We start from the raw sequence: 20,812 nt of genomic DNA on the forward strand, positions 1-20,812 counted from the left end.
GGGCATCATCCTGCCCGATATGGGGCGCATGATCTATGATACCAAGACGGCTTTGGTCCTGCGCGGGCATCTCGCAGGCTGGCAGCTCGCCAATGTTGCGGCTTTCCTGACTGGTGGCCTTGCGGGCACGACCCCGGAAATGATGGGCGAGCCCTACCGCGACGCCGCCGGGCGCTTCTACTCGGCCCTCGTGCGCGAACCGGTGTTCGTCTATGGCGCCACGCTCGACGAACTGCGCCGCACGCACCAGCGCGCGCTCGGCCGCTCGCTGCGCCCGGCGATCTATATCGAGCAGATGTTCAAGACCGCCAACGACATCGATAATCGAGCCGCGGTCGCCGCGGCGCCGGCCGACGCGCTCGATCTCGTCGGCCTCGGCATCCACGGGCCGCGCAAGATCGTGGACAAGGTGATCCAGGGACTGAAGTTTCTGACGTAGAAGCCCTCATGGCGCTCGGGATGACACGGCATCTTCTCTCCATGATACGGGTCATCCCGGGGCGAAGCCGAGGGATTCCATTGCTCGTGATACGACCGGTACGCTGAGATCAACTACCGATGCGGCCGGATGGTGTTGTTGACCTGCCGGTCGCCGGCCTGCCAGCGTCGCAACGTTTCGTGAGCTGTTCCGCGCTGACGGGCCGCAATCTCGCCGGCGTGGGGCGGATCGGAGGTGAACTCTACCAGGAGACCGTCCGGATCCTGGACGTAGATCGACTTGCAGTAACCGTGGTCGGTCTCGCGCAGAGACAGTCCGGCGTCGGCCACGCGTTTGCCGATGGCCTTCTGCGTCGCCTCGGTCACGGCAAGTGCGATATGGATGAAGAGGGGCTGCTTCTTCGCCGCATAGGCCGTTGCGACCTCGGGGTCCGCGAAGGCGAAGAAGGCGAGCGCCCCGCCGTCGCCGATGCCGTAGAAGGTGTGGCTATAACTGAGTCTTCGGCCGGGGAACTCGGGAAACTCTCCTTCCTCGATCCAGGTCGCGACCAGCGGCAGGCCGAGGATGTCCTCGTAGAAGTGGCGGGTTCGTTCCTGATCGGCGCAGACATATGCATTGTGATGCAACCGCAACGGCAAGGCGTTTGCCGTTGCGCCGGCTTTGGCAGGAGCAGAATTTTTCATGATGGCATCCTCCATTCCTTGCTGTGCGTGACCTGGTGTTAGGCTTGCCCCTCGGAGCGCGCTACTCGACTATTTGGCAAGGTGCCGGGTAAACGAAGCCGGCCATCGGAAACCGCAGATCACGCAATGAACAGGCGAACGCCGACCGGGAGGCTGCGCGCCTTGTCCAGCGCTTCCATCGTGGCGCGATAGCCGATCTCGATGGCGGCATGGAAACTTGTCCAATCGAGCAGGTCGAACCGCTCCACCGGCGGCACGATCAGGAGATCGCAGGCGCTTCGATCCTGTTGCGCACGGGCGGTGCTCGATATCAGCGCCGAGCGCAGCAGGATGCGCACGATCGAGGGGATCGGCAGCGTTTCGCGCCGCCGCCACACCAGGCGGCGGAAGAACTGCCAGGCCGAAAACGCGTCCTCCACGCTCTCGCCCGCCGACAGCGCGCCGCCGGTATCGATGTCGACGCCGACGGTCGTGCCTCGGCCCAGGCGGCGCATGGCCCGGACCGGGAAGTTGTCGATCACGCCGCCGTCGACATGGATCTGGCCCGCATCGTTGAAGGGCGGCAGCACCCCGGGGATCGCTACCGAGGCACGCAGCCAGCGCCATAAACGGCCGGTCTGGTGGATATCGGCGCTGGAGGTGGTGAGGTTCGCGGTTACGCAGAAGAACGGCATGATCAGATCCTCGATGTCCTTGTCCTCGAACGCGGTACGCAACAGGCGCGTCACCTGGCGGCCGCGAAACAGCGAAATGAACGGCAAGGTGTAGTCGCTGAGCGGATTGACCTGAACGAAGGCGCGATGGAAGCGCTCGCTGAGCTCGTCGTCCGACCAGCGCGCGGCAACGGCTGCGGCGACGATAGCGCCCATGCTGGTGCCGGCCGCCTGATCGATCGGCACGCCGCTCGTGCGCAGGGCTTTGATGACGCCGACATGGGTGAAGGCGCGCGCGCCGCCGCCCGCCATCACGATACCGACCGCGTGTCCGGTGATCAGCCGCGCCAGGCGGTCGAAATCGGATTGCAGGTCGAGACGGACGTGATGGTGCTGACCGTAGAGACCGCCGGCAAGAAGCGTTGCGGTGGAGCCGGGCCGCGGGTCGCGTCCTTCATGCAGGAGCACGAGCTCGCGGCGGCGATGGAAGATCGCGCCCTGCTGCGCCGCCTCGATCTCGAACGGCAGCCTGGTCGGCAGGTCGTTGTCGGCGTTGCGCACGACCACCAGGCAATCGGCCTGGCGCAGGCAGAGCTGCGTCCAAGGGGTCAGGGTCGGATCGGCGCGGTAGAGGACGAAGGTGTTGGCCGTTTCGCAATGGGCGAACCACTCAGGCTCCTCGTGCAGCGAGTCGGTCCCGAGCATCTGTACCTGGTCGCCGATCCGGCCAAGGGCAGCCGCGAGCAGCACGGCGAAGCGGGCCGACGCGACGTCGGGCCCCGTCGGAAGCAGGGCGAAGGTGCGGGGCTGTCGCCGGCGCTTGCCGCTGCCTGCCTCGCTCCGCATCGCCACGTTACGCATCAACGCGGGCAGGACCTCGGGATGATGCGCGGTGAGCGCATCGAAGCTCTCGCGGCCGAGCCGCCAGACTTCGCTGTCGCGCAGGGCCGCGACGTCGCGCGTGCGCGTGCTTTGCGAGAGCAGCGACATCTCGCCGACAATGCTGCCTGGCGTGATCTCGGCGATCAGCGCCGGCCCCTCGGCGCTGGCCTGGTCGTCGTGCCGGAAGACGCCAAGGCAGCCGCTCGCCACCACATAGACAGCGTCAGCCGGCTCACCTTGATGGAAGAGGGGCGTGCCGCCCGGCAGCACGCGCGGGGTCAGCTCGCGTTCGACCGCGATCAGGCTCTCGGTGTCGAGATCGGCGAACAGTGGAGCGCGCCGCAGCGCCTGGCGGAGGCGCAACCGGGCCGCGTCCTCGTGGTCCGCGACGTCGGTCACCGCTGCACACCTTCAGGCGGTCAGGCCCTTGAGGGCCCAGCCGATCGTTTGGTCGGCGCGCGTCCAGACCATTTCGCGCCACTTGTCGCCGGCTGGAAAAAACCTCTCCTTCATTTCGGCCTTGATCTTTTTCCCGACCGGCGAATCGAGATCGCCGCGCTGATGCAGCCAGTTGTCGGCCCGCACCGCATCCAGCACTTCGGGCACGGAATAGGTGCCATATTCGATGGCGATCGAAGTCACCTCGGCATCCGGCAGCTCCTGTGGGAACGCGTCGGTCATGGCGCCGGTCACCACGGCAGAGGTCGAGGTGCCGCTCTCCGGCGAAGTCATCTCCTCGCCGTACCACGCCTTGGCCCGCGCATAGGATTTGGCACCGGGGGCCACGGCACAGATCAGCTCGCCGTGGCCGAACGGACCAAGCCCGGTGTGGTAGTCGATCACGCCGACCCGCCGCGCGCGCCCCAGCTCCTCGCGCGCGATGGCGCGGATGGCGCGGTTGCTCCAGGTCGGCTTGAGGCCACCATAGAAGACGCCGTCGGGATGGGTGTGCTGGCCACCGCTGATCGCGCCCTGCAGGGCGAAGGCGCCATGCTTCTGGGCGTAGGCGTCCAGGATGCGCTGGCTCTCGGCCCGGCTTTCTGTGCTCCAGTCGCGCGGCAGGATGGCGTCGGCGATGGCCAAATAGCCTTCGTTCCTGGGGTAGCCCTTGTCGTGGTCGACGAAATTCCGGTTGAGGTCGACATTGTCCTCGTTGACGCGGCGGGTCCAGGCGAAGCCGTACGGATTGATGGCATGGACCAGCAGTGCTCCGACATCCGGAGGCAGCTTTGCAGGTCCACCGGTGCGCAGCCAGGCGATCTGCGCGCCAGAGCCACAATGGCCTTCGACGCCATGGGTGCTGGAGATCATCACCAGCATTTTGTCGGCATCAGCGCGACCGAAGCGGGCGGTATCGAGGTGCAGCTTCTCGCCGTGAGGCCCCACACCGTGGGGGTTGAGCCACGAACGGATCGCGCCGCCGGCGGTTGCCGCTGCGGCGCAAAACTTCGCGCGGGCATCGGCATAGCTCTCGGAAAAGCACTCGGAAATCGAAACCATAAGTCCTCCTGCGCCCAGTGTAGCACGGCGCAGGTTGCGGTTTGCCCTTTAGGGAACCCTTGCCTGCAGGCGGACCCCACCAAGGCTGCCGCCTTCGTAGAGGCGGGCGATCACCGTGTAGAACAGCTCCTGCGCGCAATAGGCGCCTTCGCCATGCGCCTGTGCGTAGGCGGTATGGCCGTCTCTCCACGCCGTCAGCCGCTCGGCGGCGTAGGGTGCCCAATCCGGCGTGAGGTCCGTCGTCGCAACGTCAACGAAGCCGGCCGATTCGAGATCCGCCTTGTAGTCGGCGATGGACGTAACGGTAACGCCGTGGACGATGCTGCGGACATCGCCCAGATCGCGAGGGGAAAACCTCGCCCGCATGCAGAGGTCTTCGATATGGCATCGGCCGCCCGGGCGCAGCGTCCGCCTGAGGCAGGCGAACAACCGTGGCCGATCGGGGATGTGCAGAACGGCAAGCCAACTTACCCAGGCGTCGAATGAGCTGTCAGGAAGGGGGTAGACCAGCGCATCGCCACAGATATGCGTAACCAGCCGGTCGAGCGAGCAGCGCCGTGTCAGATCGACTGCGATGGCGTGCAACTCGGGTTGCAACTCCAGCGCCGTGACCTGGCAGTCGATGGTGTGGGCCAGATAGCGCGCGGGGCCGCCCACGCCGGAGCCCACATCGAGAACGCGATCCGCCGGCCCGAGCGCGAGCCGCTTCGCCGTGTCACGAATGGCGCACGTGCCGTGATAGTGCCACTGGTCCATCGGAAACAGTTGCTCCGGACGGATCGGATCCGTCGGCCCGATGCCGAGCGCGGCCAATCCCCTGGCGATGCGATCCAGGTTTGTGTAGAGCGGCATCGCGGCGATCGCGCCGACTTCATTCATGACTAACTATCGTACTGCAGCAGCGCCTCGACCGGTACCGGCAGGCGCTTGCGGCCCTGGAGGAAGGTGAGCTCGATGATGCAAGCGGCGGCCGGCACAATGGCGCCGACCTGCTCCAGGAGCGTGACCGCCGCGGCCATGGTTCCGCCGGTGGCAAGCAGATCGTCGACCAGCACCACGCGCTTTCCCTTTTCGATCGCATCGCTCTGGATTTCGATCGTGTCGGTGCCGTACTCCAAGGCATAGGTATGGCGCACCGTGATGCCGGGCAGCTTGCCCTGCTTGCGCAACATCACGAAGCCGGTGCCGAGCGCCAGAGCGAGCGGCGCAGCGAGCAGGAAGCCGCGCGACTCGATTCCCGCCAGCACGTCGGGCTTGTGCGGTCGCACGGCGGTTGCGACCTGCTCGATGGTTTCGTGCCAGGCCGCGGCGTTCGCGAGCAGGGTCGAGATGTCATAGAACAGAATCCCCGGCTTGGGGAAATCCGGGATCGAGCGTATGTGATCCTTCAGGTTCATCTTCTCGCGCATGTCGGTCCCCGGCGCTCAGTGATAGCCCGGCGGCGGCTCGAAGCTGCGATATTCCTGCTCCAGCAGCCTGGCGAAGGCGATGGTCGAATAGTCTCCATACTGCGGGCCGATGATCTGCACGCCGATCGGCAGGCCGTCGGGGCTAAGCCCGATCGGCGCTGCGGTCGCCGGCATGAACGTGACGCCCGCATAGCCCGCCCAGAAGATTTGATCGACCACCGGCACTTTATTGTTGTTCACCACGATGGTGCGCTTGTGACGCAAGCCTTCCTGGTCGTGGGGGAACGCCGCCGTCACCGAGACCGGGCAGAGCATGATGTCGTAGTCCTGGAAAAAGGCGTCCCAGGCGAGGCGCATGCGGTGCCGCTTCTCGTTGAGCTGCAGCCAGGTGCGATGCGAGAGCGAGTTGCCACGCTGCATCTGGGCGAAGTAGCTCATATCGTCCGCGGGCAGCGTGGCTGCATCGTGCTGCGCTTCCTGATAAGCGGCCTCGGACAGGCGCGTCGAGGTCGCCGCGCGCAACAGGCGGACGTAAACGTCGTTCAACTCGGCAGTGTCGATGGTCGGACGCGCCTTGTCGCTCACCTTCACCTTCTTCTTCGCAAGAAAGTCGACGAGCCTCTGAATCTCGTCCTGCACCGTGTGGTCGACCTCGGCATTGGGGTCGCTCAGCAGCACCGCCACCTTGAAGTCGCGCAGCCGCTCCTTCTTGGAGCGCGGCAGGGCGAGCTTCCAGCCGCGGCCATCGATCTCGTCGGGCCCGGCCATGATGTCCATCGCGATCTCGAGATCGCCGGCGCCACGCGCAAGCGGGCCGACCACGGTGATATCGCCCACGCTGACGTTGCCCCGCGTATGGCCCTTGTACGAGACCACGCCGTAGGTCGGCTTGTGGCCGAACACGCCGCAATAGTGCGCGGGATTGCGGATCGAGGCGCCGATATCGCTTCCGGCCTCGATGCCCGTCAGACCGGCGGCCAGTGCCGCGCCCGAACCGCCCGACGAACCGCCCGGTGTGCGCGCCAGATCCCAGGGATTGTTGGTGCTGCCGTAGACGTCGTTGTAGCTCTGCCAGTCGGCTAGATTCAGCGGCACGTTGGTCTTGCCGAACAGGATCACACCGGCATCGATCATGCGGTCTGCCACCAGAGAGTTCTGCTCGGCAATCTTGTCCTTGAAGGCCGGATCGCCCCACGTGGTGGCATAACCCTCGACGTCGAAGGACTCCTTGATGGTCATCGGCACGCCGTGCAATGGCCCCAACTTCTTGTTGGCCTTCAGCGCCGTGTCGGCTGCCCTGGCGCGCTTGCGAGCCGCGTCGATGTCGGTGGCGATGACGGCATTGAGCCTCGGATTGTAGGTTTCGACGCGCTTCAGATAGAGGTCGAGCAGTTCGAGGCATCCGATCTTTTTCTTGCGCACTGCCGCGGCGAGCTGTTTGGCGGTCTGAAATGGCAGGTCGAGAGGCATGGGCTGAAAGTCCACAGCGGCGATGGAAGGGGCCACCGCCGTAGCACATTTGCCTCGCCGCCGTCATCGCGCCGGGGGACGCGGCCGGACGCGCGCGGTCGGCGCCGCGACCAGCGGATCGTCGGGCCAGTAGTGGCGCGGGTAGCGGCCCTTGAGTTCAGCCTTCACCGTCTTGTAGCCGCTGGCCCAGAAGCTCGCGAGGTCGCGCGTTACTTGCACCGGGCGGCGAGCGGGCGAGAGCAGATGGAGCGTAAGCAGGACCTTGCCGCCAGCGACGCTCGGCGTCTCGGCAAGACCAAACATCTCCTGCAATCTCACCGACAGTGTCGGTTCGGCGGGGTTGGCATAGTCTATGCGGACGCGCAAGCCGCTCGGCACGTCGAGGTGCGTCGGCGCAAGACGGTCGAGCGCGCGTTGGCGGTCCCACGGCACCAGCGTCTTGAGCGCATCGGTGAGCTGGATGCGGCCAAGATGATCGCGCCGCGACGCGCCGTCGAGGAAGGGCCCGAGCCATTCTTCCAATGAGGCGAGCAGCGCTGCATCCGAAAGATCGGGCCAGCCTGCATCGAGCGTGCGCAAAAAGGCGATCCGTTGCCGCCACCTTGCGAGATCGTCGCTCCACGGCAGCGCACCGAGCCCGAGTTGCCGCACGCCGTCCAGCATCGCGGTCGCCATCTTTTCTGGATCGGGCCCGGCGAGCGGCTTGTCCTCGAGCAAAAGCGCGCCCAGTCGACGCCGGCGCCGGGCCAGCACCGCGCCCTCGCGTGCGCTCCATTGTACGATCTGCTCGTCGACGATGCGCTCGGCGCAGAGCTCCTCGATCTCGTTGTGAGTGATGGGGGCCGCGAGAAAGATGCGCGAGTCCTGCGCGGCGCCGTCGAGATCGGCCACCACCAGGAACTCCTCGTTGGCCATCGGATCGCCCTCCGGCAAAACCGCGCCACGACCGCCCGAGAGCAGATAGCGGCCCGCTGCGCCTGGCCGTCGTCCGCCGACGCGGTCGGGATAGGCGAGCGCCAGCAGCTCGCCGGTCCGGGCAACATCTGGCACTTGGTTTCCCGCTTCCCGGGGAATGAGGCGGCGCGCGGTTTCCTGGATCAACCGCAGCGCGCCGTCGCGCCTGCCGCTCAGGGCGATCGCGAGGCGATGGCGCAAGTCGACGTCGCGCTGGCCTGGTGGCAGGCGCAGGAAGTCGCGCTCGCTCAGGATCGCGGCCAGCAGTGCTGCAACGCGTCCCTGTCCCAGCTCGCCACCCTTCAGCACGAGATGGGCCAGCCGCGGATGCTGGCCGAGCCGTACCATCGCGCGGCCATGAGCCGTGATCAGGCCTGTGGCATCGAGTGCGCCGAGATCGAGCAGCAATGCGCGCGCCGTCGCCAGCGATGCCACAGGCGGTGGTGTGAGCCAGGCCAGGCTCGTGGTGTCGACCACACCCCACGCCGCGAGCTCCAGCGCCAACGATGCGAGATCGGCGTCGAGGATCTCGGGCGGCGTGAAGGGCAGAAGCCCGCGCTGGACCTCCTCGCTCCACAGGCGATAGCAGATGCCGGCCTCGAGTCGGCCCGCTCGTCCGCGCCGCTGATCGGCCGAAGCCTGACTCACGCGCACAGTCTCGAGCCGCGTCATGCCCGAACGCGGTGAAAAGCGGGGTACGCGCATCCGCCCGGCGTCGATCACGATACGCACCCCCTCGATCGTGAGGCTCGTCTCGGCGATTGGGGTTGCCAGCACCACCTTGCGCCGGCCGGCAGACGACGGCGCGATGGCCAGATCCTGCTCGGCAGGCGAGAGGTCACCATAGAGCGGCACCACATCCACGTCCGATCCGAGATGACCGAGCCGCTCCTGCACGCGGCGGATCTCGCCGACACCGGGCAGGAAGACGAGCGCGCTGCCGCTTTCGTCGGCGAGGGCGCGCCGCACGGCGTTTGCGGTCGTGTCCTCGATGCGGCCTGCCGGGTCGCGGTCGAGATAGCGCGTCTCGATCGGGAACATGCGACCGGCCGACTCGATCACCGGCGCGCTTCCCAGCCGCTCGGCCACTGGGCCAGGATCGAGGGTCGCCGACATCGCGACCATCCGCAGGTCGTCGCGCAGCGCGATCTGCGATTCGCGCACCAGCGCGAAGGAGAGATCGGTCTCCAGCCCGCGTTCGTGCAACTCATCGAAGATCACGCAGCCGATACCGTCGAGCGCGGGATCGTCCTGGAGCATGCGAAGAAAGAGCCCGTCGGTAACGATCTCGATGCGCGTACGTGGTCCGACCCTGGTATCGAGCCGCACGCGATAGCCCACCGTCTCGCCGACCTCTTCGCCGAGCGTCGCCGCCATGCGCCGCGCCGCCGCGCGTGTCGCCAGCCGGCGTGGTTCCTGCATCACGATCTTGCGACCCGCCAGCCATGGTGCCTCGAGCAACGCCAGCGGCACGCGCGTCGTCTTGCCGGCACCAGGCGGGGCCACCAGCACTGCAGCATTGCGCTCGGTCAGCACTGCCGTGAGCCGCGGCAGCGCCTCGTCGACGGGAAGGAAGGGGAAGGGCATAGCTCTCGGTATCTCGGCACAATCATCGGAGCGGGCCACCCCATGCGCTTGAGGGCAGCACCGAAAGAGCGCCACTGGAGTGGCGCGCTCTCCTGGGCGCTTATAGCCTATGATGGCGGAAAGTCGGGAGGAGCGCGGTGCTCAAGCTCACATTCTGTCTGCGACGGCTGCCAAACTTTTCACTTTCAGAATTCCAGGACTACTGGCTCAACAAGCATGGACCCCTGGTGCGTCGCCTGCAGCCGGCGCTGCGCATGGTGCGCTACGTGCAGGCCCATCGCCTGGACGGTGATTTCGCGGCCGGCATGCAGCGTGCACGGAAGGCGCCCGCGCCGTTCGACGGCATTGCCGAGCTGTGGTGGACCGACGAGGAAACCTTCCGCGCCGCCGGACGAGATCCCGCTGCGCGCGAGGCAGGGCGCCTCCTGCTGGAGGACGAAGCGAAGTTCATCGATCTCGCGCGCTCGCCTCTGTGGCTGAACCGTGAGCAGGTGATCTACGCCGAGGCCGATCGCCCATGCTGAGGCGAGGGCTTCTCCGCCTTGGCGCCATGACCCTGTCGGCAAGGCAGGCTTTCGCGCAAGCCGCGCCTTACCCCTCCAGGCCGATCCGTCTCGTCATCGGCTATGCGCCGGGCGGCGGCAACGACCTGATCGCACGCATCGTAGCGGCCAAGTTGCAGGAGAAGCTCGGCCAGCCGGTGGTGGTCGAGAACAAGCCCGGGGCCCAGTCGATCGTGGCCGCCGAGCTCGTCGCCAAGGCCGCCCCTGACGGCTACACGCTGTTCGTGGCACCGAGCGGTCCGTTGACGGTCAATCCCGCCGTCTATTCGAAGCTGCCCTATGATCCGGAGAAGGACTTCACGCCGATCTCGCTCTTGGCCGAGTTCCCGCTGCTGCTGGTGGTAGGGCCCGACCAGCCGGTGACGAGCGTGCCCGAGCTCGTGGCCTATGGCCGCTCCCATCCCGAGGTCGCCAACTACGCCTCGGCGGCCACCGCGTTCCAGCTCGCGTCGGAGCTCTTCAACCAGCGCACCGGCTCGCAGTTCCAGTACATCCCCTACAAGGGCAGCGGCGAGATGGCGCAAGCAGTGATGAGCGGCCAGGTGCTGATGGCGATTGCCGATACGGGCCCGCTTGCGGGCCCGGTGAAAGGCGGCAAGTTGCGTGCGCTTGCCGTCACGACCGCACGGCGCACCGCGGCCTTTCCCGACGTGCCGACGCTTGCCGAAACGGGCGTTCCCGATATGGAGATCTCGCTCTGGACCGGCATTGTCGCGCCAGCGGGCACGCCGGCAGACGTCGTCACCCTGTTGCAAAGGGCGATCGCCGACTCGCTCGTGCTCCCGGATGCACGCGCGGCGCTCCAGGCGATCGCCGTCGAGCCACGCGGCTCGACGGCCGAGGAGTATCGCGACCTGATCGCCCACGACGCGGCGCGCTGGAAGGCGGTCGCGACCAAGGCCAACATCAAGCTCGATTGAGGACGCGATGGACAGCAACGAAGCTCGCCACTCGACGGCGCATTATTTCCTCGAAGGCCTGACCGAGATCGGCTTCGACTACGTCTTCTGCAACTTCGGCACCGATCATGCACCGCTGATCGAGGCCATGGCCGCCTTTCGGAAGGCAGGCCGATACATGCCCGGGACGATCCTGTGTCCGCACGAGAACACGGCGGTCCACATGGCGGCGGGATACGCCATCGCAACGGGACGTGGGCAGGGCGTCATGGTCCATGTCGACGCCGGCACGGCGAACGCGGCGATGGCACTGCACAATCTCTGCCGCGCCCGCATCCCGGTGATGCTGATGGCCGGCAAGGCGCCGTTCACGACCCGCGGCGAGCTTCTGGGTACGCGCGATACCTACGTGCATTTCGTGCAGGAGCCGTTCGACCAGGCGAGCGTCGTGCGGCCCTACACCAAATGGGAATACAACCTGCCTTCCGGCGTGATCGCCAAGGAAGCGCTGCGGCGCGCGCACACGGTGATGGAGAGCGATCCCAAGGGCCCCGTCTATCTCACCTTTCCGCGCGAGACGCTGACCGACACCTGGTCGGAAGGCGCCATCCGTTCCTATCCTGCCGAGCGCTTCGGCGCCGTGGCGGCGCGCGGCGTCGATGGGGCCGCGATGGAGACGCTGGCGACGAGGCTCCTGGCGGCCGAGCGACCACTCCTCATCACCGCCTATGCCGGACGCAACCATGCGACGGTCGCCGTCCTCGACGAGCTGGCGCGCTTCGCCGGCATCCGCGTCGTCGAATTCAATCCACTCTATATGAATCTGCCGCACGATTCGCCCTGTCATGGCGGCTTCATGCCGGCCAAGGCGCTCGCCGACGCCGACGTCGGTCTGCTGGTCGATGTCGATGTGCCGTGGATCCCGAGCGACATGCCCGACAATCCCGCGACCTGGTGGGCGCACATCGACGTCGATGCCGAGAAGCGCGCCTTCCCGATGTGGACCTTCCCCGGCAACCTGCGCCTGCAGGGGGACAGCCGTCGGATCCTGTCCGACCTGTTGTCGGCGGTGAGGACGCGCGCCGACACGACGTTCCGCAGCGCCGCGGCGGCGCGAGTCGCGAGACTCGGCGAGGAGGCCAGGGTGCGGCGCGAGCAGGCCGCGAGGGTCGCCGCCAATCGCGGCACGCCGGGCCAGATCAACCCGCACTTCCTTTGTGCCGCGCTGGCCAAGGCGCTCGATCCTTCGGCCATCGTACTGAACGAGGCGATTCGCAATGGCCCCGTCGTGTTCGCCCAGATGCCGCGCATTCAGCCGGGGACGCTGGTCGGCCTGGCCGGCGGCGGGCTCGGCTTCTCCGGCGGCATGGCACTGGGGCTGAAGCTCGCCCAGCCCGAGCGCACCGTGGTCCAGATCGTGGGCGACGGCACATTCTACTTCTCCAATCCGCAGTCAACGCTCGCCGTCGGGCGGCAATACAAGCTGCCCGTGCTGACGGTGGTGCTCGACAATGCCGGCTGGGCGGCGGTGAAGGAGGCGACGCTGCGCGTCTATCCCGAGGGGGATGCCAAGGCCGCCGCCGACTATGGCGCCGCGCTCGCCCCCGACATGGATTTCGCCAAGGTCGCCGAAGCCGCAGGCGCGCATGGCGAACTCGTCTCGGACCCAGACGCCGTCGAGCCTGCCGTCACCCGCTGCCTGGAAGCGCTACGCTCCGGCCGTTCGGCCATCCTGCATGCGCGCGTGACGAAGCTATGACGATCTGATCCCAGCCAGCAGCTCGATCGTCTCGATGACGCCCGTCGCGTCGGCGACACCTTTGCCGGCGATGTCGAAAGCGCAGCCGTGTGCAACGGAGGCGAACAGGATCGGCAGGCCGAGCAGGACGGCCGCGGCGCGCAGCGGCGAAAGCAGCTTGATCGGGATGTGGCCCTGGTCGTGAAACATGGCGAGGTAGATGTCGTGCCGGCGCTGGCTCAGCAGCAGGTCGGCTCCGACCGGCCCGTCGACCGCGATGCCACGGGTGCGCAAGACTGCGGCTGCAGGCTTGGTGATGCGCTCGTCTTCGTCGCCGAACAGACCGTCCTCGCCGGCATGGGGGTTGATGCCGAACAATCCGAGTCTCGGCACGGCGATGCCGAGCGGCCGGGCAGTGGCCACCGCGGCTTCGGCCGCTGCGACCACCAGCTCCGGTGTCAGGCGGCCGAGCGCCGTGCTCACCGATTCGTGCAGCGTGACATGGGCGATGCGCAGGTCCTGTGCCACCAGCATCATGAACACCTTTCTCCGTGGCGTGCCTGCGAGGTCGGCGACGAGATTGCCGTAGCCGTTGAAGGCGATACCGGCGCGATTGACGGCCGTCTCGGAATGCGGGCAGCCGATGACGGCATCGACCTTCCCCTCGAGCGCGAGCTTCACGGCCGCCGCGGCGTAGGCGAGCGTGGCCTTGCCGGAGCGCGGATCGAGCCTGCCCGGCGCGTAGCCTGCTTCATCGAGCCCTGGGGTGTCGACGAAAGCCGGCGTCGCGGAAAGGCCGAGGCGATGCGCCGCATCCTCGATCACGAAGCCGTCGCCGACCAGCAGCGGCTGGATGTGCAGCCGGCCCGCGAACCGTTGCGCTGCCTTGACCGCGATCTCCGGTCCGATGCCGTTGGGATCGCCCACGGCGATGGCAATGCGCATGGCCCTAGAAGGGGATCGCCACGAGAGTGTCGAAGCGGCTGCTGTCGCAAATCACGATCCGCTCGGCGAAGTGCAGTGTGCCGTCGCCGTTGCCTCGGACCTTGTCGCGGTAGCAGCCGGTCGCGAACACATTCGTCGCTCCGTCGCGCATGATTCGGACGATCAGGAACGGCGTCTCGACCTCGACCGTGTTGTCGGTACGGGCAAGTACGGTCGGCAAACCGACGATGTGGCGATAGCGCTGCCGCTCGTAGATGTTGGCCTTGCGCAAGGCGGAGATACGATCCTGAAGCATGGCCCGGGAGTCGGCGTAGATCAATCCGGCTTCGAGGCCCTTCGCCATATTCTCGGCCGTCGTCAACTTGTAAAGACACGACTCGAGGAAGAAGCCGGGCCAGTCCTCGTACTTCTCGTTGTCGATCGCCCGCGCATAGGCTGCGTTGAGCTCGACGAGGCGCGCGACGTCCATTGGTCAGTAGCCCATGTAACGTCGATAGGCTTTCCAGAAGCCGCGGACCGATGCCTCCGTGGCGCGGGTGGCCTGGCTCTCCGTGGTCTCGCCGCCCATCTCGACGACCGAGACTTCGCCGCCGGCAGCGGCAATGCCGCGCTGGACGAAGCCGCCGACGCAACCATCCTCCATCGACACGAAGCCGGCCGGCCCGACCAGGTTCTGTTGCGTCAGCCGCCGGCGCGTCATATCCGGCGAGTCGTCCACGAAGCCGAGATAGGTCCAGTGCAGGTCCATGCGGCCTGGGCCGCGCGGCACCACCTGACGGACGGCGAGGCAATTGTTGATCTGCTGCACGATGCAGGCCGGGAAGATTGTCAGCATCTGAAGCTGGATGCGGTCGCCGAATTCGTCGACCGAATCGAGCAGGCGCGTGTCGAGCAGCCGGTAGTCATCGCTTTCCGAGCGGATGCCCTGATCGCGATAGGCCACGGCGTTGGCGCCCTCGGGCATGCCGATCGTGTAGCTCGCGTGATGACCGCCGTCGGGGCTAACCAGCACGCCGCCGCCCTGAGTCAGACGCGAGATGTGGAAGGTGGTGAAGAAAAGATGGAGCAGGCTCGCGTGATAAGTGTCCTTCACGTTCTCCACGTAGAGCTTCCAGTTATTGGGCAAGGGTTGCACGAAGCGGCCCATGATCTTGATCGGCCGATTCAGTACACGCTTCACCCGGCCCAGGATTTCGGCGCCGAGATATTCCTCGATCGGCGGCGTATCGGGCGACAGCGTGGCGAATACGAGGCCGCCGAGCGCTGTGGTCCGGAGCTTGCGCGGACCGAACTGGTCGCGGCGGAAGTCCTTCGGCATGCCACCCACGCCGTTGATGCCGCGCTCGAAGGCGATGCCGCGCAGGTTACCGGCGAGGTCGTAGCTCCATGCGTGATAGATGCACTTGAAGTTGTTCTGCACGTTGCCGCTGTCGTCGAGGGCGATCAGCGCGCCGCGATGGGCGCAGCGGTTCTCGAAGCAGTTGATGCGCCCGTCGGCATCGCGCACCACGATCACCGGCAGGCTGCCGATCACGTTGGTGCGGTAGTCGCCCTTGTCGGGGATGTCGCTCTCGAGGCAAACGAAGTTCCAGGTGGGCCCCTCGAAGATGCGTTGCTGCTCGCGCTTGTAGTTCTCTTCGTCCTGATAGACCCAGTAGGGGACGCGCGCGGCCGAACCCTGGGGCCACAAGCCTGCGGCGGAGCGGGAGTGATGCAGGGCGTCCATGCGGTCCTCCTTGTTCGCCGACCATGTTAGCCTCAAGAGAGCGGGTCACTCCAGTGCCGCAATCCGATGAGGCCGTGTCGATGCCTTCGCTCCCGTTTGACGTTTTCGTCCGATCGATCCGGCCGCAGACGCCGCTCAGGGCGGCGATCACCGCGGCCTGTCGGCGGCCGGAGCCGGAGTGCTTACCGCCGTTGATTGCCGCCGCTACCCTGCCCGCGGAGACCATGGCGGCGGCTGCGTCGCTGGCCCGCACGCTGGTCGCGAAGCTGCGCGGCAAGGCGCGGCGCGGCGGAATCGAGGGGCTGATTCACGAATATGCGCTGTCGAGCCAGGAGGGTGTGGCGCTGATGTGCCTCGCCGAGGCGCTTCTGCGCATCCCCGACGACGCCACACGCGATGCCCTGATCCGCGACAAGATCGCAGGCGGCGACTGGGAGGCGCATCTCGGCCACAGCCCGTCGCTGTTCGTGAACGCAGCCACCTGGGGCCTGATGCTGACCGGCCGGCTTGCAGCGACGCACAGCGAGCGCGGCCTCTCGACGGCGCTCGCCCGTCTGATCGCGCGCGGTGGCGAGCCGTTGGTCCGCAGCGCCGTCAATCTCGCCATGCGCCTGATGGGCGAGCAGTTCGTGGCCGGTCAGACGATTCACGAGGCGCTGGAGCGCAGTCGCGGCTGGGAGGCGAAGGGTTTCCGCTACTCCTACGACATGCTGGGCGAAGCGGCCGTCACCGAATCGCAGGCCAGGCGCTACTTCGAGGACTACCGGCAGGCGATCGATGCGATCGGCATCGCGGGCGCGGGCCGCGGCCCCTATGACGGGCCCGGCATTTCGGTCAAGCTCTCGGCGCTCCATGCGCGCTACAGCCGCGCGCAGATCGAGCGCGTGCAAGCCGAACTCTATCCACGATTGAAAGCGCTCGCCACGCAGGCACGCTCGCTCGATGTCGGTCTCAACATCGATGCCGAGGAAGCCGATCGCCTCGACACTTCACTCGATCTGCTCGAACGGCTTTGCTTCGAACCCGACCTCGAGCGATGGAATGGCGTCGGCTTCGTGGTGCAGGCCTATCAGAAGCGTTGCCCGTTCATCATCGACTGGCTAGTCGACCTCGCCCGCCGCAGCGGGCATCGGCTGATGGTGCGGCTGGTCAAGGGCGCCTATTGGGACGGCGAGATCAAGCGGGCGCAAGTCGATGGACTGGAAGATTTCCCCGTCTTCACGCGCAAGATGCATACCGATGTCTCGTACCTGGCCTGCGCGAAGAAGCTGCTGGTGGCGCCCGACGCCGTCTATCCGCAATTCGCCACCCACAATGCGCTCACGCTGGCTGCCATCCATGGCATGGCCGGACCGGACTACCGGCCGCGCCAGTACGAGTTCCAGTGCCTCCACGGCATGGGCGAAGGCCTCTACGACGAAGTGGTTGGCCGCGACAAACTCGACCGGCCATGCCGGATCTATGCGCCCGTCGGCACGCACGAGACACTGCTCGCCTATCTCGTGCGCCGCCTGCTGGAGAACGGCGCCAACACCTCCTTCGTGCACCAGATCGCCGATCCGGACATGCCCGTCGAGGAGCTGCTGGCCGATCCGGTCGAGCGAGCGCGCGCCCTGGTTCCGATCGGCGCCTCGCACGAGCGGATCGCGCTTCCGCGTGACATCTTCAAGCCGACGCGCGTCAACTCGGCCGGCTTCGATCTCGCCGACGAGCAGCGTCTGGCCGACCTGGCGAAGGCGCTGGGGGCAAGCGCACGCGAGGCCTGGCACGCGGCGCCACTGCTGGGCGATGGCGTGCGCGACGGGCCGGCTCGCGAGGTGCGCAATCCGGCCAGGCTCGACGATGTGGTTGGCACGGTCATCGAGGCGACGCCGGAGCTGGTCGATGCCGCCTGCGCGCGGGCGATGATCTGGCAGGCGCTGCCGGAGGCGAGGGCAGCCTGCCTCGAGCGCGCGGCGGATCGGCTGGAAGCGCGTACGCCGGCACTGATCGGCCTGATCGTGCGCGAGGCCGGCAAGACGTTCATCAACGCGGTCGGCGAGGTGCGCGAGGCGGTCGACTTCCTTCGCTATTACGCGGGCGAAGCGCGCCGCTTCTCCAACGAAACGCACAAGCCGCTCGGCCTCGTTGCCTGCATCAGCCCGTGGAATTTTCCGCTCTCGATCTTCACCGGCCAGGTCGCGGGTGCACTGGCGGCTGGAAATGGGGTGATCGCCAAGCCTGCCGAGGAGACACCGCTGATCGCCGCCCAAATGGTCAAGCTGTTCCTGGGCGCGGGCCTGCCGCCCGGCGTCCTGCAGCTCGTGCCAGGCGACGGCAGCATTGGCGCGCGGCTGGTCGCCAATCCGGCCATCGCGGGCGTGGTCTTCACCGGCTCGACCGAAGCGGCGCAATCGATCAACCGGACGTTGGCCAGCCGTCTCGGCCGCGACGGCAGGCCGATCCCGCTGATCGCCGAGACGGGGGGACAGAACGCGCTGGTGGCCGATTCGTCAGCACTCGCCGAGCAACTCGTGGGCGATGCGGTCGTCTCGGCCTTCGACTCGGCCGGCCAGCGTTGCTCGGCGCTGCGCGTCCTCTGCCTGCAGGAGGATATCGCCGATCGTGTGCTGGCCATGCTCGAAGGAGCGATGGCCGAGCTTGTCGTCGGTGATCCCGATCGGCTGTCGACCGATGTCGGTCCGGTGATCTCGGAGGACGCACGCAAGCGCCTCCTGGGTCACATCGAGCGCATGCGCGCTCGCGGCTACGCCATCTACCAGGCGCCGCTCGCGGCCGAGACCGGCGCCGGCCTGTTCGTGCCACCGACGCTGATCGAGATCCGCTCGGTGACCGATCTGGCGGACGAGGTGTTCGGGCCCGTGCTGCACGTTCTGCGCTATCCACGCGGGCGACTCGAAGGCGTGATCCGCGAAGTCAACCGCACCGGCTTCGCCCTCACCTTCGGTGTTCACAGTCGCATCGACGAGACGGTGGCGCGCGCGACCGAGGCGAGTACCGCCGGCAACCAATACGTCAACCGCAATCTCATAGGCGCGGTGGTCGGGGTGCAGCCGTTCGGCGGCCGTGGCCTCTCGGGCACCGGCCCGAAAGCCGGCGGGCCGCTCTATCTCCTGCGGCTATTGTCGCAGCGGCCGATGGCGCCTGTGGAGACCGCGGAACGTGAGCTGGCCGGGCCGGCCGGCGAGCGCAACAGTTACCGGCTACGGCCCAAGGGCACGATCCTGTGCGTCGCCCACGACCCGGCCGACCTGCAGGTCCAGCTCGAGGCCGTGCGTGCCACCGGCAATCGCGCGACGATGGACATCGACGACCCACACCTCTCGGCGGCGTTGTTCGCGGGCGGAGAGGCTGAACTCCGGACCCTGCTCGGACGGCTGGCCGAGCGCGAAGGCCCGATCGTGCCGGTTCACTGCGCCCCCTATCCGCTGGATCTCCTCTTTGACGAGATCTCGCTCAGCATCAACACTGCCGCCGCCGGCGGCAATGCCAGCCTGATGGCAATCGGCTAGAGTCGAGTCCACCACACGATAGCAGCAGCGAGGCAGGCGGAGGCGAGGGACGGGGGCATCCATACACGACCCTAGTCTTCCCGGCCCCTAATTTGGGCAGCCGATTTAACCACATTAAAGCCAAAGGCCCTCATATCGGGCATTACGCCCAAACGCCCCACTCTAAAGTGCGGGTCCAAATCGGCTCGATTGACGGGGTTATCGCTCCCTATAAATCGGCGTATGCGCTCGATAACTTCCTCGTTCTCGGCGTCTCTCATATCCATCGCATAGTCTACCCGATAGCAGTCGCCGACATCCCGGAAGTGAGCGGATATCGTTCCCATATCGGAGCCTACCCACGTAGCTATCCGGGAGAGTTCTAAAAGTGATAGGGTATGTGGCATGTGCTTCTTGATTAGATCATACGCTCGCCGCGGCAAATCAGTGCCGAAGACGTACATACGACCCATTACGAACGTCTCCCAAATCGGGTCGCCGTCAGGATAAGGTTCGCTCGCCCAGTAGCGCGGGATCCAATCCAAATCAGCCCACGCGCCCTTTTCTTTTTGCTTTGCGCGGGTAATCCAATTCGCATCGTGGCGTGTCCGTTGTGGAGATGCCTCTGCTAGCCCCAACTCCGCCAGAAACCTCTCCTGAAAATGATTTTGGCCGTCATGCCAATCAATCGCTGCTCTTTTGGCGCTGTCGAGGTCCAAAAAGCAGAAAATGCCCGTTAGTCGAGAGACACAATGAGGAAAGTCCCTCGCGCGAACGCTCTCCAAAGCAAACTCGCGCTCAATCCGAGTCCCACTGGCATCCTTAAGCGCCGCCGCGGTCCAAACTGACAAGAATCCTTCCTGATAGTTACTCGCTACAAGTGCGCCCCGATATGTAGCCCATGCGCATAAGGGGTTTCGGATGTTGAGATACGCCCATGCGTCTGTTGCCATCACGATAGATATGCCTCCATCAAGGTGCGATGTGTGCGCTGTCTCGGTGCTCGGCCTTTGCGCCGCCGGCGCCTGGTTCACACCCCTGCCGTGCCGGGCCGCACACCATACTCCTCCGCGTCTGCCGCGTTGCAGTCCCGCGAGACCTTCACGATACGCTCCGCCGGCACGTCCGCTAATTTCTTGTCGCAGAGGATCGTGACAATGCCGGGCGCCGCCATGAGGCCCCTTCGCCTGGCTAGCGTGCATTATGGCCTAGCGCCATTTCGCGCTCCAGCGGCAGCTGGCATCGGGCAGTGCATAGGTCCGGGACCGCGATGGTCGCCGCGCCGACTTTTTCAAAGTCGATGATGTCAGCCATTGCCGATCCCCTGTGTTGAGTGAACCGGCTGCTTATCGCCCACACGCAGCCATATCTACCAAAGCATCGTTGCTCCTGGTGGCGCTAGCCGCGCACCCGAAGTTTTACGCATTAATGCCTTGGTTGCAGTGTCACTTTCGTCTCAATCGCAGGAAAGCTAATCTGATGCTATGAGAAGACATGACGAGGGCAACAAAACCACATCGGTGCGGGTGCGTGTCAGCAGACTCTCACAGCAGTTGCGAGCATCATCACTGCGTTGTCCAAACGTTTTGCGGTTTGGGTCCACCGTGACTTTCCTGACACTGGAACAGTTGCATGACGGCGGCAGCTGTGCCGTCGAGTGATAGCGCTGTCATTGGCATCCAGCGACTATTGTAAAAATCGACGCGGTTGTATTTTGCGAAGTCGACGAGGAAATTGGCATCCACTGTTGTAATTAATGCGGGACTGCCACTGGCGTTATACATGCCGCGCATTTTTCTATCGAGCACACCAGCGCCTCCATCCATCCTGATATGGACGGTGTATTCGACACCGGTTTGTATCTCCAACCATT

The 20,812-nt window shown here is 66.0% G+C and carries 19 protein-coding genes; 5 read left to right on the forward strand and 14 right to left on the reverse strand.

Features of this window, described 5'->3' with window-relative positions; all coding sequences use genetic code 11:
- The first annotated feature begins 28 nt into the window (after window positions 1-28).
- Window positions 29-439, forward strand: a complete 411-nt coding sequence (locus VH499_RS25960; RefSeq protein WP_332055677.1) for a DUF2000 family protein — start codon at window positions 29-31, stop codon at window positions 437-439.
- A gap of 113 nt (window positions 440-552) precedes the next feature.
- Here VH499_RS25960 and VH499_RS25965 read toward each other — a convergent pair whose 3' ends face one another.
- The 7 genes from VH499_RS25965 to hrpB form a co-directional block, all read right to left on the reverse strand.
- Window positions 553-1,122 carry a VOC family protein gene (locus VH499_RS25965; protein WP_332055678.1) on the reverse strand — a complete coding sequence of 190 codons (570 nt, stop codon included), beginning with the start codon at window positions 1,120-1,122 and terminating at the stop codon, window positions 553-555.
- A gap of 119 nt (window positions 1,123-1,241) precedes the next feature.
- A complete protein-coding gene (locus tag VH499_RS25970) occupies window positions 1,242-3,056 on the reverse strand; it encodes a cyclic nucleotide-binding and patatin-like phospholipase domain-containing protein (protein ID WP_332055679.1) in 1,815 nt (604 codons plus the stop codon).
- 12 nt (window positions 3,057-3,068) lie between these two features.
- Window positions 3,069-4,157 (reverse strand): M14 family metallopeptidase, encoded by a 1,089-nt coding sequence (locus VH499_RS25975; protein WP_332055680.1) that lies wholly within the window; start codon window positions 4,155-4,157, stop codon window positions 3,069-3,071.
- Window positions 4,158-4,205: 48 nt separating this feature from the next.
- The gene (locus VH499_RS25980; protein ID WP_332055681.1) at window positions 4,206-5,036 is read right to left on the reverse strand and encodes a class I SAM-dependent methyltransferase; all 831 of its coding nucleotides are present in this window, start codon (window positions 5,034-5,036) and stop codon (window positions 4,206-4,208) included.
- Window positions 5,037-5,038: 2 nt separating this feature from the next.
- On the reverse strand, window positions 5,039-5,566 hold the full coding sequence (locus VH499_RS25985; protein WP_332055682.1) for an adenine phosphoribosyltransferase: 528 nt from the start codon (window positions 5,564-5,566) through the stop codon (window positions 5,039-5,041).
- Window positions 5,567-5,581: 15 nt separating this feature from the next.
- The gene (locus VH499_RS25990; protein ID WP_332055683.1) at window positions 5,582-7,036 is read right to left on the reverse strand and encodes an amidase; all 1,455 of its coding nucleotides are present in this window, start codon (window positions 7,034-7,036) and stop codon (window positions 5,582-5,584) included.
- Window positions 7,037-7,099: 63 nt separating this feature from the next.
- Window positions 7,100-9,577 (reverse strand): ATP-dependent helicase HrpB, encoded by a 2,478-nt coding sequence (gene hrpB / locus VH499_RS25995; protein ID WP_332055684.1) that lies wholly within the window; start codon window positions 9,575-9,577, stop codon window positions 7,100-7,102.
- Window positions 9,578-9,714: 137 nt separating this feature from the next.
- Here hrpB and VH499_RS26000 point away from each other — a divergent pair, with 137 nt between their 5' ends.
- From VH499_RS26000 to VH499_RS26010, 3 genes are read left to right on the forward strand one after another with little or no spacing between them, the layout of a single operon-like run.
- On the forward strand, window positions 9,715-10,101 hold the full coding sequence (locus tag VH499_RS26000; protein WP_332055685.1) for an EthD domain-containing protein: 387 nt from the start codon (window positions 9,715-9,717) through the stop codon (window positions 10,099-10,101).
- A 26-nt stretch (window positions 10,102-10,127) separates the two neighbouring features.
- Window positions 10,128-11,060 carry a tripartite tricarboxylate transporter substrate binding protein gene (locus VH499_RS26005; protein ID WP_332055686.1) on the forward strand — a complete coding sequence of 311 codons (933 nt, stop codon included), beginning with the start codon at window positions 10,128-10,130 and terminating at the stop codon, window positions 11,058-11,060.
- Between the two features lie 7 nt (window positions 11,061-11,067).
- The gene (locus VH499_RS26010) at window positions 11,068-12,798 is read left to right on the forward strand and encodes a thiamine pyrophosphate-requiring protein (protein WP_332055687.1); all 1,731 of its coding nucleotides are present in this window, start codon (window positions 11,068-11,070) and stop codon (window positions 12,796-12,798) included.
- Here the strand turns inward: VH499_RS26010 and VH499_RS26015 are convergent.
- The 3 genes from VH499_RS26015 to VH499_RS26025 are packed head-to-tail and all read right to left on the reverse strand — an operon-like array spanning window position 12,793 to window position 15,448.
- On the reverse strand, window positions 12,793-13,722 hold the full coding sequence (locus VH499_RS26015; RefSeq protein ID WP_332055688.1) for a PdxA family dehydrogenase: 930 nt from the start codon (window positions 13,720-13,722) through the stop codon (window positions 12,793-12,795). The genes VH499_RS26010 and VH499_RS26015 overlap by 6 nt on opposite strands.
- Window positions 13,723-13,726: 4 nt before the next feature.
- The gene (locus VH499_RS26020) at window positions 13,727-14,191 is read right to left on the reverse strand and encodes an aromatic-ring-hydroxylating dioxygenase subunit beta (protein ID WP_332055689.1); all 465 of its coding nucleotides are present in this window, start codon (window positions 14,189-14,191) and stop codon (window positions 13,727-13,729) included.
- A 3-nt stretch (window positions 14,192-14,194) separates the two neighbouring features.
- Window positions 14,195-15,448: an aromatic ring-hydroxylating dioxygenase subunit alpha gene (locus VH499_RS26025; RefSeq protein WP_332055690.1), complete on the reverse strand. Its 1,254-nt coding sequence runs from the start codon at window positions 15,446-15,448 to the stop codon at window positions 14,195-14,197.
- 80 nt (window positions 15,449-15,528) lie between these two features.
- Between VH499_RS26025 and putA the strand changes: the two genes are divergently transcribed.
- The gene (putA, locus tag VH499_RS26030; protein WP_332055691.1) at window positions 15,529-18,960 is read left to right on the forward strand and encodes a bifunctional proline dehydrogenase/L-glutamate gamma-semialdehyde dehydrogenase PutA; all 3,432 of its coding nucleotides are present in this window, start codon (window positions 15,529-15,531) and stop codon (window positions 18,958-18,960) included.
- Window positions 18,961-19,031: 71 nt separating this feature from the next.
- Here the strand turns inward: putA and VH499_RS26035 are convergent, their stop codons facing one another.
- The 4 genes from VH499_RS26035 to VH499_RS26050 all read right to left on the reverse strand — a co-directional run.
- Entirely contained in the window at window positions 19,032-19,658 is a 627-nt protein-coding gene (locus VH499_RS26035) for a hypothetical protein (RefSeq protein WP_332055692.1), read from the reverse strand.
- Window positions 19,659-19,969: 311 nt separating this feature from the next.
- On the reverse strand, window positions 19,970-20,113 hold the full coding sequence (locus tag VH499_RS26040; RefSeq protein WP_332055693.1) for a hypothetical protein: 144 nt from the start codon (window positions 20,111-20,113) through the stop codon (window positions 19,970-19,972).
- A 17-nt stretch (window positions 20,114-20,130) separates the two neighbouring features.
- On the reverse strand, window positions 20,131-20,253 hold the full coding sequence (locus tag VH499_RS26045) for a hypothetical protein (RefSeq protein ID WP_332055694.1): 123 nt from the start codon (window positions 20,251-20,253) through the stop codon (window positions 20,131-20,133).
- 251 nt (window positions 20,254-20,504) lie between these two features.
- The coding region (locus VH499_RS26050; protein WP_332055695.1) for a hypothetical protein at window positions 20,505-20,812 on the reverse strand (308 nt) is incomplete at its 5' end.

The sequence above is a fragment of the Reyranella sp. genome (assembly GCF_036558665.1).
GTDB lineage: Bacteria > Pseudomonadota > Alphaproteobacteria > Reyranellales > Reyranellaceae > Reyranella.